Annotated in this window: 15 protein-coding genes; 5 read left to right on the top strand and 10 right to left on the bottom strand. The window is 63.6% G+C overall.

What is annotated here, in order from left to right:
- Positions 1–5: 5 nt before the first annotated feature.
- On the top strand, positions 6–908 hold the full coding sequence (gene iolE / locus P9292_RS31245) for a myo-inosose-2 dehydratase (RefSeq protein WP_309962832.1): 903 nt from the start codon (positions 6–8) through the stop codon (positions 906–908).
- Positions 905–1,711 (top strand): 5-deoxy-glucuronate isomerase, encoded by an 807-nt coding sequence (gene iolB, locus P9292_RS31240; RefSeq protein ID WP_309962830.1) that lies wholly within the window; start codon positions 905–907, stop codon positions 1,709–1,711. The genes iolE and iolB overlap by 4 nt, the downstream gene beginning before the upstream one ends.
- 1 nt (position 1,712) lies before the next feature.
- Here the strand turns inward: iolB and P9292_RS31235 are convergent, their stop codons facing one another.
- The 8 genes from P9292_RS31235 to alaS form a co-directional block, all read right to left on the bottom strand.
- Positions 1,713–2,411, bottom strand: a complete 699-nt coding sequence (locus tag P9292_RS31235; RefSeq protein ID WP_309962828.1) for an ABC transporter ATP-binding protein — start codon at positions 2,409–2,411, stop codon at positions 1,713–1,715.
- The gene (locus P9292_RS31230; RefSeq protein ID WP_309962826.1) at positions 2,408–3,145 is read right to left on the bottom strand and encodes an ABC transporter ATP-binding protein; all 738 of its coding nucleotides are present in this window, start codon (positions 3,143–3,145) and stop codon (positions 2,408–2,410) included. The genes P9292_RS31235 and P9292_RS31230 overlap by 4 nt, the downstream gene beginning before the upstream one ends.
- A gap of 76 nt (positions 3,146–3,221) precedes the next feature.
- Positions 3,222–4,349: a branched-chain amino acid ABC transporter permease gene (locus P9292_RS31225; protein WP_309962825.1), complete on the bottom strand. Its 1,128-nt coding sequence runs from the start codon at positions 4,347–4,349 to the stop codon at positions 3,222–3,224.
- Positions 4,342–5,223, bottom strand: a complete 882-nt coding sequence (locus tag P9292_RS31220; RefSeq protein WP_309964242.1) for a branched-chain amino acid ABC transporter permease — start codon at positions 5,221–5,223, stop codon at positions 4,342–4,344. Before P9292_RS31220 ends, P9292_RS31225 begins: the two co-directional genes overlap by 8 nt.
- 70 nt (positions 5,224–5,293) lie before the next feature.
- Complete coding sequence (locus tag P9292_RS31215) at positions 5,294–5,731, bottom strand: thioesterase family protein (protein WP_244825692.1); 438 nt, start codon at positions 5,729–5,731, stop codon at positions 5,294–5,296.
- 17 nt (positions 5,732–5,748) lie between these two features.
- Positions 5,749–6,786, bottom strand: coding sequence for a low specificity L-threonine aldolase (locus P9292_RS31210; protein WP_244828077.1), 1,038 nt, complete (start codon positions 6,784–6,786; stop codon positions 5,749–5,751).
- Positions 6,787–7,186: 400 nt separating this feature from the next.
- On the bottom strand, positions 7,187–7,423 hold the full coding sequence (locus P9292_RS31205; protein ID WP_244825693.1) for a hypothetical protein: 237 nt from the start codon (positions 7,421–7,423) through the stop codon (positions 7,187–7,189).
- A gap of 124 nt (positions 7,424–7,547) precedes the next feature.
- Complete coding sequence (gene alaS, locus P9292_RS31200) at positions 7,548–10,172, bottom strand: alanine--tRNA ligase (protein WP_309962823.1); 2,625 nt, start codon at positions 10,170–10,172, stop codon at positions 7,548–7,550.
- A gap of 251 nt (positions 10,173–10,423) precedes the next feature.
- On the opposite strand from alaS, the gene P9292_RS31195 reads away from it, so the two are divergent.
- Positions 10,424–11,644 (top strand): CaiB/BaiF CoA-transferase family protein, encoded by a 1,221-nt coding sequence (locus tag P9292_RS31195; RefSeq protein ID WP_250509270.1) that lies wholly within the window; start codon positions 10,424–10,426, stop codon positions 11,642–11,644.
- 16 nt (positions 11,645–11,660) lie between these two features.
- On the opposite strand, the gene P9292_RS31190 is transcribed toward P9292_RS31195, so the two are convergent.
- Positions 11,661–11,861: an ornithine carbamoyltransferase gene (locus tag P9292_RS31190; RefSeq protein WP_244825697.1), complete on the bottom strand. Its 201-nt coding sequence runs from the start codon at positions 11,859–11,861 to the stop codon at positions 11,661–11,663.
- Between the two features lie 373 nt (positions 11,862–12,234).
- Between P9292_RS31190 and P9292_RS31185 the strand changes: the two genes are divergently transcribed.
- Both P9292_RS31185 and P9292_RS31180 read left to right on the top strand, forming a co-directional pair.
- On the top strand, positions 12,235–13,944 hold the full coding sequence (locus P9292_RS31185; RefSeq protein ID WP_309962820.1) for a glutamine--tRNA ligase/YqeY domain fusion protein: 1,710 nt from the start codon (positions 12,235–12,237) through the stop codon (positions 13,942–13,944).
- 123 nt (positions 13,945–14,067) lie between these two features.
- The gene (locus P9292_RS31180; RefSeq protein WP_244825699.1) at positions 14,068–15,051 is read left to right on the top strand and encodes a transporter substrate-binding domain-containing protein; all 984 of its coding nucleotides are present in this window, start codon (positions 14,068–14,070) and stop codon (positions 15,049–15,051) included.
- 2 nt (positions 15,052–15,053) lie between these two features.
- Here the strand turns inward: P9292_RS31180 and P9292_RS31175 are convergent, their stop codons facing one another.
- A complete protein-coding gene (locus P9292_RS31175; protein WP_250526034.1) occupies positions 15,054–15,503 on the bottom strand; it encodes an NUDIX hydrolase in 450 nt (149 codons plus the stop codon).
- Between the last annotated feature and the right edge of the window lie 23 nt (positions 15,504–15,526).

Genomic DNA, 15,526 nt, shown 5'->3' with positions numbered 1-15,526 from the left:
CGCACATGTCTTTGCACGTACGGATCGGAATCAATCCCTTGTCGTGGATGAACGACGATTTGCCATCGCTCGGCGGCGAGACGCCCTTGTCCGTCGCGCTGACCGAAGGCCGGCGGATCGGTTACGAAGGCTTCGAACTCGGCAACAAGTTTCCGCGCGAGCCGCAGGCGCTCAAGACGCTGCTGGCGCAATACGACCTCGCGCTGGTGTCGGGCTGGTACTCGGGCAGACTCGCCGAGCGCAGCGCGGAAGAAGAGATCGAAGCCGTGGGTGCCCATCTCGACTTGCTCGCGCAAAACGGCGCGAAGGTGATGGTCTATGGCGAAGTGGCGAATTCCATTCAAGGCGCGCCGCGCCCGCTCTATCAGCGCCCGCGTTTCTTTGCGGATGCGCAGTGGCAACAGTATGCCGAGCGGCTGAATCGTTTCGCGGAATACACGCTGTCACGAGGCGTTCGGGTCGCCTATCATCATCACATGGGCGCGTATGTGGAGACGCCCGCGGACGTCGACCGTCTGATGGCGGAGACCAGCGACGCGGTGGGCCTTCTTTTCGATGCGGGCCACATCACCTTCGCGGGCGGCGACGCATTGACCACGCTGCGCAAGCATATTGCGCGCGTGTGCCATGTGCATTGCAAGGACGTGCGCCCGGAGATCGTGAAGCTGGCGCGCAATCGCAACTGGAGTTTTCTCGATGCGGTCATCAATGGCGCCTTCACCGTGCCGGGCGATGGCGCGGTGGATTATCCCGGCATCGTCGCGTGTCTGGCCGAGCACGATTACGACGGCTGGCTCGTCGTGGAAGCGGAGCAGGACCCGGTGATCGCGCGGAGTTTCGAGTATGCCGACAAGGGTTATCGCACGTTGCGCACACTTGTCGATGCCACATTCAAGGAGACGGCATGAGCCTGTTAGTGAAGGCATCGCGCGAAGGCCAGACGATCGCGCGTGTGACACCGGAATCCGCTGGCTGGAAGCATGTCGGCTTCGCGGCGTACCGGCTGGAAGAAGGTGAAGTGCTGCATGTCTACGACGCCGGGCGCGAAAGCTGCATCGTCGTGCTGACGGGCACGGTGAGCGTCGAGGCGGGCGACGAGCACTGGCAGTCCATCGGCTCGCGCGACAGTGTGTTCGAAGACGCCGCGCCCTATGCCGTCTACGTACCGCCGAAGCTCGCGGCAATCGTGCGGGCGGAGCGCGAAACGGAACTCGGTGTGGCGAGCGCGCCGGCGACGGGCGTGTATCCGCCGCGACTCATCGAGCCCTCGCAAATGAAGCGTTCGACGCGCGGCAAGAACGCGAATACGCGACACGTGTGCGATATTCTTCCGCAGACCGAGGCCGCAGAGTCGTTACTCGTGGTCGAAGTGCGTACGCCGAGCGGCCATGCGTCGAGCTATCCGCCGCACAAGCACGATCAGGACAACGTGCCTGTCGAAAGTTCGCTGGAGGAGACTTATTACCATCGGCTGAATCCGCCGCAGGGCTTTGCGTTTCAGCGTGTTTATACCGACGAGCGCGATCTCGACGAAACCCTGGCGGTGGAGAACCGCGACGTGGTGATGGTGCCGCGTGGGTATCATCCGGTCGTCGTGCCTTATGGCTACGATAATTATTATCTCAACGTGATGGCGGGCGATAAGCGCACGTGGCACTTTAAAAACGATCCGAAGCATGAGTGGATTGTGGATCGGGATAGCAAGGAGTGAGTTAACCCACCGACAGCCATTCTCGCTGCACATCGGCGCGTGTTTCCAGCTCTCCCAACGCCCCGTCGAACTGAACCGCGCCGTGCCCCATCACCGCGACGCGCGCATCGAGCATGCGCGCGATCGTCAGGCGCTCTTCGATCAGCAGTATGGCCACGCCGCGTTCGCGCAGACCCGCGAGGCACGCCGCCACTTGCGTCAGCATTTGCGGCGCGAGCCCTTCGCCGGGTTCGTCGATGACCACCAACGACGGATCGCCCGCCAGCGTTCTCGCCAGCGCCAGCATTTGCTGTTCGCCGCCCGACAACGCGCCGGCCTTCACTCGCGCGCGCTCCCGCAACACGGGGAAGAGGCGATAAGCATCGTCCACACTGAAGCGCGTGCCCGGACGCTCGCCGAGCACGAGATTGTCGCGCACGCTCAAGCCCGGAAACACATCGCGCGTTTCAGGCACGTAGCCAATTCCCATGCGCGCGATGCGAAACGGCCGCAGCCCGACGAGCGATGCATCGCGAAACCGCATCTCGCCCTCGCAGCGCACGAGGCCCATGATGGACTTCGCGAGCGTCGAGCGCCCCGAACCATTGCGGCCCACGAGCGCGACGATCTCGCCTTCGGCTATCGACAGGTTCACGCCGTGCAGTACCTGTGCCGCGCCATGCCACGCGCGCAGATCGTGGATACGCAACCCGGCGCTCATCGCGATTCCCCCAGATACGCCTCGCGCACCGCGCGATCGTCGCGAATCGCCGCAGGCGTGCCGGTGGCGATCACGCGCCCTTGAACCAGCACGGAGATGCGATCCGCGAGGCCGAACACCGCGTCCATGTCGTGCTCGATGACGACGAGCGTGCGCCCTTGCGTCGTCGCCCGAATCAGCGCCAGCGCGCGCGATGCCTCCGCGCGGTTCATCCCCGCCGTGGGTTCGTCGAGGAGAATGAGCGGCGCATCGGTGGCGAGCGCGATGCCAAGATCGAGCGCGCGCTGTTCGGCATACGTGAGCCGTGCGGCGGGTACGTCGGCGTGAGCGGCCAGGCCGATGGCATCGAGCATGGCGCGGGCGCGGTCTTCGAGCGCGCGCGACGGCAGCCAGCGATCGATCATGCGCGACGAAGCCGAGCCCAACGCCGCACAACGCAAATTGTCGAGCACGCTCAAGCCGGTGAAGACGCTCGTCGTCTGGAAGCTGCGCGCAAGCATTCGGCTAATGCGTTGCGGCGCGCGACCGGTGATGTCGATACCGATTGCCACGATGCGCCCTTCGTCGGGTTTGGTGCGCCCGGAAATGGTGTCGAAGAGCGTGGACTTGCCTGCGCCGTTCGGGCCGATGAGCGCATGACGTTCGCCGCTTTGCACTTGCAGATCGATACCGCGCAGAACGCGCGTCGGACCGAACCGTTTCGCGATGCCGCGCAATTCGAGGGCGATGGTCATGGCGTGTACCCTTTGCGGCCGGCGGCAAAGATCGCCCTGAAGCGCTCACCGAACTTACGCGGTTCAAGACCCATGTTCATAGCACGCCCCGCGCCCGTCGATCGATCCACGCGAGCCCAACGCCGAGCGCCAAGCAAGGCAACGCGATCCACCAAACGCCGTGCGGCAACGCGCTTGCATCCGCTTGTCGCGCATAGAGCGTCTCCACCGCGACGACCACGGCCGCACCGAACGCCAGCGTGCTCGACATGGCATACATGGTTGAACGAAGCGGGCGCGTGCGCATGCGCGTGAAGAAGCCAGCGACGCCATCGGGCGCCGCGACGATCACCCACGCGAAGCACAGTCCGAGATACATCGGCCAGGCAGCGGACACGCTCGCCACCGCCACGCTGAAAAACGTGAGCAGCACCGCCCCGGCAATCGGCCCAAAGAAGCTTCCGGTCCCGCCGATGACCGTCGCCACCAGCACGCTCGTCGATCTCGCAAGCCCGACGCTTTCCGCCGATGCCAGTTCGACATTCACGAGCGACAACACGCCTGCAATGCCCGCGAAGAACGCGGATACGACGAGCATCGTGAAGCGCACGCGCCGTGGCGACGCGCCTATCGCCGCCGCGCGCACGGGATTGTCGCGCACGGCGTTGGCGAGGCGACAAAGCGGCGTGCGCGAGAACGCGAACATCGCGCAAGCCGACACGACACACCAGCACGCGATCAACGCATACGCCTGCCGCAACGGGCCGAATGTCCATCCGAAGAGCGCAGCGCCGCTCGCGCGATCGATCGCCACGCCACCCTCGCCGCCGAACCAGCCCGGCACGAGCCAGACGCTTGCCGCAACCAATTCGCCGATGCCTAGCGTGATCATCGCGAAAGCCGTGCCGCCGCGTTGCGTCGAGATCGCGCCGAAGACGATGGCCGCGAGCACCGCAAAGCATCCGCCGATCAATGGCAGCAATGGCAACGGCACGCCAAAGCGATTGAACACGTGCGCGGCGGCGAAAGCGCCGAACCCCGCATAAACCGCGTGACCGAAGGAAAGCAAGCCCGTCTGCCCGAGCAGCAAGTTGTAGGAGAGCGCGAAGACGATGAGCGTCGCCGTCTGCGCGAGATACGCAAGCAGCCAGGATCGATCGAAGCAAAGCGGCGGTAGCGCAAGCGCCGCGACGAGTGCGAGCCACGGCGCGAGGGACTTAAGCATCGCCCGTCTCTTCACCGAAAAGTCCGCGTGGACGCGCCGCCAGCATCGCGACGAGCAACAGGTACGGCAGCACGGGCGCGAGTTGCGCGACGCTGAGCGCGGCCCAAGCGTCCGGCAAACGCACGCCGAACCAGGCAGCAATGCTCCCCGCCGATGCCGTCGTGCCCACGGCGAATGTCTGCACGCAGCCGATCAAGAGCGACGCGACGAGCGCCCCCGAAAGCGAGCCCAGCCCGCCGATGACCACGACGACGAACACGATGGGACCGACGGCATCGGCCATCGACGGTTCGAGCACGGCAAGCGGCGCGCCGATCACACCCGCGAGCGCCGCCAGCGCCGTGCCGGCGGCGAACACCGTCGTGAAGACGCGCGGGACATCGTGGCCGAGCGTTTCGACCGTCGCGGAATGCGTGAGCGCCGCGCGCACCACGAGCCCCGTCTTCGATACGCGCAACACGACATGCAACGCGCCGAGCATGAGGATGGCAAGCAGCATCATGAACACGCGATAGCGTGGAAATGCGGCGCCGTACCAGGTGAAGAGCGGCCCGTCGAGCACGGAGGGAATCGTCGCGGGCAACGGTCCGAGCCCCCATACGAGCTTCACGCCCTCGCCTATCACCATGGCCGCGCCGAACGTGAGCAGCAACTCGGCGAGCGCGCCGCGCGCATGCACGCGCTTGAGCAGAAAGCGCTCGAATAACGCCCCCGCGCAGCCGACGATCAAAGGCGCCACGACGAGTGCCAGCCAGAATCCGCCATACGAAGCCAGCGCCTGACCGACATACGCGCCGAGCATATAGAAGCTCGCGTGCGCGAAGTTGAGCACGCCGAGCATCGAGAAGATGAGCGTGAGGCCCGCACAGAGCATGAAGAGCAGCAGCCCGACGCTCACGCCGTTGAGCAGGCTCACGCTGAACCACTGAAGCACGGAACAATCCTCAAGCGTTGACGAGCGGCTTCAAGGCATCGACGAGACGCTCGGGCAAAGGCACCGGCCGGCGCGTCATGCGGTTCACATAGACATGCACGAAATGGCCCTGCGCCGCCGCGCTCTTTGCGCCTTGCGTGAAGATGCCGACCTCGTAGCGCACGCTCGTCGTGCCGAGCTTTTCCACGCGCAAGCCCGCATCGATCAGATCGGGAAACGAAACCGACTCGAAGAAATTGCAGCGCGTTTCCACGACGAGCCCGATCGTCTCGCCGCCCGCGAAGTCGAGCACGCCCGAGCGCAGCAGATACTCGTTCACGACGGTATCGAAGTAGCTGTAGTAGACGACGTTGTTGATATGACCATAGACATCGTTGTCGGACCAGCGCGTGCTGATGGTGAGGAAGTGCGGATAGTCCGCGCGGCGCGTGGGTTGCGGTTTGCTCATCGTCGGCAGCGGCTGCATCAGCGGTTGATCGCTGCGAGTGCGCGGACTTCGTCGGCGAAGCGCTCGACGGTGTCCTCGCGCGTGTCCCATGCGCACATCAGGCGGCAGCCGCCCGACCCGATGAACTGATAGAACTTCCAGCCTTTCGCGCGCAAGGCGGTGGCGACGTGCGGCGGCAATTCCGCGAACACCGCGTTCGATTCCGGCTTGAAGAGCACCTGTACGCCGGGAATATTCGCGAGACGCTCGGCCATCAATTGCGCCATTGAGTTGGCGTGACGCGCGTTGCGCAGCCAGACATCGTTATCGAGCAAGCCGAGCCACGGCGCGGAGATGAAGCGCATTTTCGATGCAAGCTGCCCCGCCTGTTTCAGCCGATAAGCAAAATCCACGGCAAGCGCCTTGTCGAAAAACACGACCGCTTCGCCGACCGGCAAGCCGTTCTTGGTGCCGCCGAAGCACAGCACGTCGACGCCCGCGCGCCAAGTAATCTCCGACGGATGCACGCCGAGCGTGGCGACCGCGTTGGCGAAACGCGCGCCATCCATATGCACGGTCAGATGCCGCCGCTTGGCGATGGCCGCAATCGCGCGCACTTCCTCGACGGTATAGACCGTGCCCACTTCCGTCGATTGCGTGAGCGAGACGACTTTCGGCTTCGGATAATGGATATCAGCGCGTCGGGTGACGAGTTCCTCGATCGCATCGGGCGTGAGCTTGCCGTTCTCGCCCTTGGCGGTCAGAAGCTTGGAGCCGCCGGAGAAGAATTCGGGGCCGCCGCACTCGTCGGTTTCGATATGCGCGAGCTCGTGGCAAATGACCGAGTGATACGACTGGCACAGCGACGCCAGCGCAAGCGAATTGGCCGCCGTGCCATTGAAGACGAAGAAGACTTCGCAGTCGGTCTGGAACAGGTCGCGAATGCGGTCGCACACGCGCGCGGTCCAGGAATCGTCGCCGTAAGCCGGTTCGTGGCCGCTGGTGTTGGCCTTGACGAGCGCATCGAGCGCTTCGGGGCAGATACCCGCGTAATTGTCGGAGGCGAAATGCTGGATGGATTCGTTCGGCGCGGTCATGGAGTTCGCTGGAAGACTGGTAGAAGGCGCTGCACGAGCTTCGGGACCCGGGACGAGTGAAGATTGCGTGGTCGCCATCGTTGCGTGCCGTGCAAGCAGTCCGCTCATTTTATCCGCATCGCGCCGTGCATGATTCGAATGCGATTGAGCGATAGATCGTGTGCCGCGCCCGTTCTAATCGCGCGACACTTAGGATACCGACGGGCAGCGTCGAACGATTGCGCTATCGGTCTTGATTGCGCGTTGCCGCTACGAGCATCGACGACGCGGTGCCGTCAGCGCGCCGCTCCAATTCAACATGTCATCTGACGATAAAGCGCGCCACCGAAGCCGGCGGCGCGCTTTATGGCGCAAACAATAACTTGGGTCGAGGCTGCGCTTACTTCGCTGTCGTGCCGCTGGCGGCGTTGGCTTGCTGCGCGGCCTTGTCCTTCTTGTTCGCTTCGTGATGGCCGATCGCGCAGCCACCCGCCGCGCCCACCACGCCGTGCTTGCCCGCGACGTGCCCCGCCACGCCGCCGACTGCCGCGCCTTCGAGACATCCCTTGGCCTGTGCTGCGCCCGTGGCGGCGATCATTGCGCCAGCCAGCACGATCGATGCAATCTTGTGGTTCATGTTTGTTCTCCCCTTTTGGTTGAAAGTACCGGAGAAGATGCACGAGATGTGCCTGACAGGCTGTAATGAAAAACGGCCCGGTGACTTTCGCCAACCGGACCGTTTTAAGCACTTCCACCGCGCTTTAAAGCTGCTGCTGCACCCAGCCTGTCACGCCTGCGAGTGCGGCCGGCAGCTTGGCCGGTTCCGTGCCGCCCGCCTGCGCCATGTCGGGACGGCCGCCGCCCTTTCCGCCCACTTGCTGCGCGACGAAGTTGACGAGCTCGCCCGCCTTGACCTTCTTCGATGCATCCGCCGTCACGCCCGCGATGAGGCTGACCTTGCCGCCTTCGACGGAAGCCAGCACGATAGCCGCGCTCTTGAGCTTGTCCTTCAGCTTGTCGACGGTTTCGCGCAGCGTCTTCACGTCCGCGCCTTCGAGTTGCGCGGCCAGCACTTGAACGCCCGCGACATCGACGGCTTGCGAAACGAGTTCATCGCCCTGGCTCGATGCGAGCTTCGACTTGAGCGCGCCCAGTTCCTTCTCCAGCGACTTCAAGTGCTCCTGAACCTGCGCGATACGCTGCGTGAGTTCGGACGGTTGTGCCTTGAGGGCGCCCGCCGCCGCGTTGATACGCTGATCCAGCTCCTGCACATAGCGCACGGCATTGTCGCCCGTGATGGCTTCGACACGGCGAATGCCCGCCGCCACGCCGCCTTCCATCACGATCTTGAAGAGGCCGATGTCGCCCGTGCGCTGCACATGTGTGCCGCCGCAGAGTTCGCGCGAAAAGCCCAGGTCCAGCACGCGCACCGTGTCGCCGTACTTCTCGCCGAAGAGCGCCATAGCGCCGCCCTTCACCGCTTCGTCGTAAGACATGACGCGCACGACGCCCGGCGCGTTCGCAAGCACTTCCTGATTGACGATCTGCTCGACGCGGCGGATCTCGTCGTCCGTCATCGGCGCGTTGTGTGCGAAGTCGAAGCGCGTCTTGTCGGCGTCGACGAGCGAGCCTTTCTGCTGCACATGACCGCCGAGCACTTCGCGCAACGCCTTGTGCATCAAGTGCGTGGACGAGTGATTGCGTGCGGTGCGCGCGCGGCGGATGGCGTCGATCTGCGCCTTCACCACGTCGCCGACCTTGAGCGTGCCCTGCTCCACCGTGCCGTGGTGGCCGACGACATCGGCCTGAACCTTGAGCGTGTCTGCCACCGCGAAGCGCGCAGAGGCATTCGCGAGCACGCCCTGATCGCCCACCTGACCGCCGGATTCCGCATAGAACGGCGTGTGATCGAGCACGACGACCGCTTGCTGGCCCGCTTGCGCCTCGCTCACCGACGCGCCCTCCACATACAGCGCGACGATTTTCGCGTCGTCGAAGATTTCCTTCTCGTAGCCGTGGAACGTGGTCTTGGCGCCCGAGTATTCGAGGCCGGCCGCGAGCTTGAACTTGCCCGCCGCGCGCGCCTGATCGCGCTGACGCGCCATGGCGTCGTCGAAGGCGGGTTCGTCCACCGTCACGCCGCGTTCGCGGCATACGTCGGCCGTGAGATCGAGCGGGAAGCCGTAGGTATCGTGCAGCTTGAACGCGAGTTCGCCGTCCAGTTGCTTCACGCCCTTCTTGTCGAGTTCGGCCAGTTCGCCTTCGAGAATCGACATGCCGTGCTCGATGGTCTCGAAGAAGCGCTCTTCTTCCTGCCGCAGCACATCGGTGACGCGCTGTTGAGCATCGACAAGTTCGGGGTAAGCCGCGCCCATTTCCGCGACGAGGTCCGGCACGAGCTTGTGGAAGAACGAGCCGCGCCGGCCGAGTTTGTAGCCATGACGAATGGCGCGGCGCACGATACGGCGCAGCACGTAACCGCGGCCTTCGTTGCCGGGAATCACGCCATCGACGATCAGGAACGAGCACGCGCGGATATGGTCGGCAATGACCTTCAGCGAGTTGTTTTCCAGATCGGCCGTATGGGTCTCGCGGCCCGCGGCCTTGATGAGCGTCTGGAAGAGGTCGATCTCGTAGTTGCTGTGCACGTGCTGCAGCACGGCGGCGAGACGTTCGAGGCCCATGCCGGTATCGACGCACTGCTTGGGCAGCGGCGTCATGTTGCCTTGCGCGTCGCGGTTGAACTGCATGAACACGAGATTCCAGATCTCGATGAAGCGGTCGCCGTCTTCCTCCGGCGACCCCGGCGGGCCGCCCCAGATTTCCGGACCGTGGTCGTAGAACACTTCGGAGCACGGACCGCACGGGCCGGTGTCGGCCATTTGCCAGAAGTTGTCGGATGCGTAGCGCGCGCCCTTGTTGTCGCCGATGCGGATGATGCGTTCCGCCGGCACGCCGATTTCCTTTTCCCAGATGGCGTACGCTTCGTCGTCTTCCTGATAGACCGTGACGGTGAGCTTCTCCGGCGGCAGCATGTAGACCTTCGTCAACAGCTCCCAGCAGTAGTGGATGGCGTCGCGCTTGAAGTAGTCGCCGAACGAGAAGTTGCCGAGCATCTCGAAGAACGTGTGATGCCGCGCCGTATAGCCGACGTTCTCCAGATCGTTATGCTTGCCGCCCGCGCGCACGCTGCGCTGCGCTGTGGTTGCGCGCGAGTACGGCCGCGCTTCGGCGCCGAGGAACACGTCCTTGAACTGGACCATGCCCGAGTTGGTGAAGAGCAGCGTCGGGTCATTGCCCGGCACGAGGCTCGACGAACGGACGATCGTATGTCCCTTCGATTCGAAAAACTTCAGGAATTTCTCGCGTATTTCGGCGGCTTTCATGGCGTACGGGGCGTTTTGCGTGTTCTGCTGGTTTTCTGACGAAGCCTTGGTAAAGCCCGTTTGAAGCCCTTCTGATGCGGGTTTCGGCAAGACTTAAGGCTATTCCGAGTAATTTTTGATTATACGGGATTCGCGGTGCCGAACCGGGGCGCGGCAGGCGTCTGCAACGGATAAAGCGCCCTCGCGCGCCCGTCCGTTCTATGCGACAGTCGCGTGGTCAGAAACCAAACCCGAGACGAGAGACACGACGCATGGGAGCACTCAGCCATATCCGCGTACTCGACCTGACCCGCGTGCTCGCGGGACCGTGGTGCGCGCAGACGCTCGCCGACCTGGGCGCGGAGGTCATCAAGATCGAGCGGCCCGAAACCGGCGACGACACCCGTCACTGGGGCCCGCCCTATCTCAAGAAGCCCGATGGCGAAGACACGCGCGAGGCCGCCTACTATCTCGCGGCGAATCGCAACAAGCGCTCGGTAACGGTCGATATCGCGAGCGACGAAGGTCAGCGGATCGTGCGCGCGCTGGCCGCTCGAAGCGATGTCGTGCTGGAGAACTACAAGGTCGGTCAGTTGAAGAAGTACGGGCTCGACTATGAATCGCTGAAAGAAGTGAAGCCGGATATCGTCTATTGCTCGGTAACAGGCTTCGGGCAGACCGGGCCATATGCGGAGCGCGCGGGCTACGATTTCATCATTCAGGGCATTGGCGGCTTCATGAGCATCACCGGCGAGCGCGACGGACAACCCGGCGGCGGTCCGCAAAAGGCAGGCGTCGCCATCGCCGACCTCATGACCGGCATGTACGCGACAGTCGGCGTGCTGGCGGCGCTCTCGCACCGGGATCGCACGGGCGAAGGGCAATATATCGACATGGCGCTGCTCGACGTGCAGGTCGCCATGCTCGCCAACATGAACACCAACTATCTCGCGAGCGGCAAGCCGCCGGTGCGCTGGGGCAACGCGCATCCGAACATCGTGCCGTACCAGACGTTTCAGACGAGCGATGGCTGGATCATCGTCGCGGTCGGCAACGACGGGCAGTTTCGCAAGTTCGTCGAGGCAGGCGCATGCGCGCATCTCGCCGACGATCCGCGCTTCGCAAAAAACCCGTCACGCGTGCGCAATCGCGACGTGCTCGTGCCGCTTCTCGCCGACATGGTCGCCACGCGCGGCAAGCACGAATGGCTCGCCGCGCTGGAAGCGGCGGGCGTGCCGTGCGGCCCGATCAACGATCTCGGTGAAGTGTTCGACGACCCGCAAGTGCTGGCGCGCAGGATGCGTATCGATCTGCCGCATCCGGAAGGCGGCGACGTGAAGCTCGTGGCAAGCCCCATCAAGATGAGCGCGACGCCGCCCGAAGCACGCACGCATCCGCCGATGCTCGGTGAACACACCACGAGCGTGCTCAAGGACGTGCTCGGTTACGACGATGCGCGCATTACGCAGTTGCGAAAGGGCAAGGTGATCTGAGCGCGATACGCCGGTATCAACGCGTTCCCGCGCCGATCAGCCCGCCCGCCGCCGCCCCGGCGATGGTCCCGAGCGGCCCGCCCGTGAGCACGTAGCCGAGCGCCCCACCCGCGCCCGCGCCGATGGCCGCGTGAGCCTGCTGACGCGACACGCCCGCGCAGGCTGTGAGGCTCGTCACGAGCGCGGCCACCGCCGCGAGCTTGATGATCTTGTTCATGGTCGAATTCCCTGTGTTCTCGTTGTGTTGTCGTTGTGATGTCTTGTAGTCGCACCGCTTGCCGGCTTGCAACCCGACCGGCGAGCCGATCATAAAAGCCCGCGCGCCCCGCCCACAACGCGATTTACCTTCCGTTACCCTCGTTACGGTGACCGAATAAGTGCTTCACAGGTGTAACGCGGGAGCCGGAATATGCAGGCCGATCCGCAGCGCATGGAAAGGCGGCATCGGCGAAACCCGCGAGCGCCTGCCCGCGCGGGTTGCGTAAGGTAGAATCATCCCGATATACCTAGCATTCGAACGCGTTCCGAGCCGCGAGGAACGTTTCCCGAACCGATCACACGCGAGCGCATCCGTTGGCACTTCTTTTCGCATGAACACCGATCGCAACGACGCCCCGGCGCCATCCAATTTCATTCGCAACATCATCGAAGACGACAACCGTTCAGGTAAGTGGTCGCAGCGTGTCGAGACCCGCTTCCCACCCGAGCCGAACGGTTATCTGCATATCGGTCACGCGAAAAGCATCTGCGTGAATTTCGGGCTGGCCGCGGATTACGGCGGCGTATGCCATCTGCGTTTCGACGACACGAACCCCGAGAAGGAAAGCGTCGAGTACGTGGATTCGATCATCGACGCGGTCGAGTGGCTCGGCTTCGAGTGGAACAAGGACGGCCGCGAACACAAATACTTCGCGAGCGACTACTACGACAAGCTGTACGAATGCGCCGAGCTGCTCATCAAGAAAGGCCAGGCCTACGTCGATAGTCAGACCGCCGAGGAAATGCGCGCCACGCGCGGCTCGGCAACCGAAGCGGGCATCAACTCGCCGTATCGCGACCGCACGCCCGCTGAAAACCTCGAACTCTTCCGCCGCATGAAGGCGGGCGAGTTCAAGGAAGGCGAGCACGTGCTGCGCGCGAAGATCGACATGGCGGCGCCGAACTTCAACATGCGCGATCCGGTCATCTACCGCATCCGCTTCGCGCACCACTACCGCACGGGCGACAAGTGGTGCATCTATCCGATGTACGACTACGCGCATTGTGTGTCGGACGCGCTCGAAAACATCACGCACTCGCTGTGCACGCTGGAGTTCGAGGATCACCGGCCACTCTACGACTGGTTCCTGGCGCAACTCGCCGACGATGGCGTGTTCGCGCGTCCCCTGCCGCAGCAGATCGAATTCTCGCGCCTGAACCTGACGTATGCCATCACGAGCAAGCGCAAGCTCCTGCAACTCGTGCAGGAGAATCACGTGGACGGCTGGGACGACCCGCGCATGCCGACCATCGTGGGCGTGCGCCGCCGTGGCTTCACGCCGGAAAGCATCCGCTTGATGGTGGAACGCGTGGGCGTGACCAAGGTGGATTCGTGGATCGACATGAGCGTGCTCGAAGGCGCGCTGCGCGACGATCTCGACGAGAAAGCCCCGCGCGCAATCGCGGTGCTCGATCCGCTCAAGCTCATCATCGACAATTATCCGGAAGGACAAAGCGAGGAATGCAGCGCGCCCGTGCATCCGCATCATGCTGAACGCGGCACGCGCAAATTTCCGTTCTCGCGCGAATTGTGGATAGAACGCGAAGACTTTCAGGAAACGCCGCAGAAGGGCTATTTCCGCCTTTTCCCCGGCAACAAAGTGCGGCTCAAGTACGGCTTCGTGGTGGAGTGCACGGGCGCGGACAAGGACGAGAACGGCAAGGTGATCGCCGTGCATTGCAACTACTTCCCGGACAGCAAGTCGGGTACGGACGGCGCGAACGCGTACAAGGTCAAGGGCACGATCCACTGGGTCAGCGCCGCGACGGCCTACGCGGCCGAAGTGCGTATCTACGACCGCCTGTTCAAGGAGCCGCAACCGGGCGCGGGTGGCGCGGAGTTTCTGGATGCGTTGAATCCGGATTCGAAGCGCATCGTCAATGCGTTCCTGGAACCCAGCGCGCGCGAAGCCAACGCCGAAGACCGCTTCCAGTTCGAGCGCCACGGCTATTTCGTCGCGGACCGTCTGGATTCGCAACCAGGCAAGCCGGTGTTCAACCGTATCGTCAGCTTGCGCGATAGCTGGGGCAAGCCTGCCTGAGCGTCGCAATTTTAGTTGCAGAGTAACGGGCGCCGCACGCAAGAGGCGGCGTCCGGTCCCGCATCCGCGGTGCGAACAAGACAAACAGAGGGCCAGCAACACGCGCTTCCAGCGAGGACATCCATGAAGCAGTACTCAAGCGCGCCGCGAGCGGGCGCGTTCCGGGTCATTGTCGGAAACGTTTGCATCGCGACGTCCGCCGCGCTGTCTTTCTGCTCTCCGGCATGGGCCGCCACGGCGAAAGAGCTCGCTTCCGCGCAGGCCGCCGTCGATCAGCTTCCGCCTTCGGCCACGCTGCGCAAGATCGCCGAGAACGGCGCGATCGTCCTGGGCGCGCGTGAATCGTCGGTGCCGTTTTCTTATCTGAACAAGCAGCAGCCGGTCGGCTACTCCTACGACATCGCGCTCAAAGTCGTCGATGAAGTGAAGCGCCGGCTCAACATGCCGAATCTCACGGTGAAGAACGTGGTCGTGACCTCGTCGAACCGCATCTCCTACGTGGTGAACAATCAGGTCGATCTGGAATGCGGCAGCACCGCGCATCTGGCCGAGCGCGATCCGCTGGTCGCGTTTTCCAACAGTTTCTTTTTGTACGGCATTCGCATGGTCGTGAAGCGCAAATCGGGCATTCGCGATTACGACGATCTCGCGGGCAAGACCGTCTCCACCACGGCGGGCACGTCGGACGAACGGCTGCTGCGGGAGATGAGCATCGAGCGCAAGCTGAATCTGCGTATCATCAGTGCGCGCGATCATGCCGAGGCATTTCAGGCGCTCAAGAGCGACCGCGCAGTCGCCTTCGTGATGGACGACCCGCTGCTCTACGGCAAGATCGCGCAGGAAGGCGCGGCGCGCCGCGACTACATGGTGACGGGCGAATCGCTTTCCAATGAATCGTACGGCTGCATGATGCGCAAGGGCGATCCCGAGTTCAAACGCATCGTCGACGATGTGATCGCCGGCATGCAGCGCTCGGGCGAAGCGAAGAAGCTCTACGACACCTGGTTCATGCAGCCCATACCGCCGGACGGCATCAATCTGCAGTTTCCGTTATCGGCGGACATGAAAGCGCTGTTCGCCAATCCGACCGACCATCTCGCCGAATGAATTCAGAGTGTGTCGTGCAGTTCGGCCAATGACAGCGTGGTTTGAAAGAGCTTCGCGAGGCTGCGGCTCGCGAAGCTGTCCACGTCGGCGGGACTGACCCAGCGATAGCCGTCCATCTCGGGAATCATGGTGCCGTCGCTGTAGCGCGGAAAATACGACTCGCACACGCAGTCTTCGAGCTTCACTTCGTCGTTGCTCACGCGCACGGCGAAGAGATGCAAGTCCTTGTCGCGACGATACACAAAACGTCCGAGGTCTTTGAGACGCGCGGCCGGCAGCACGATGCCCGTTTCCTCGCGCAACTCGCGCAAGGCCGCGTCGATAGGCGCCTCGCCGGGATCGCCCTGTCCTTTCGGCACGTCCCAATGCGTGGTTTCGGTCGCGTGGCACAGGAGCACGTCGCCCCGCGGGTTCAGGATCACCACGCCGCACGATACGGTACGGGCGGTCATCGCGCGACGGCTCCGTTCAACAT

Source organism: Caballeronia sp. LZ001 (genome assembly GCF_031450875.1).
Classification (GTDB): Bacteria; Pseudomonadota; Gammaproteobacteria; order Burkholderiales; family Burkholderiaceae; genus Caballeronia.
Note: the sequence above shows the minus strand (reverse complement) of the source record. Positions and strands in the feature narration are given on the sequence as shown.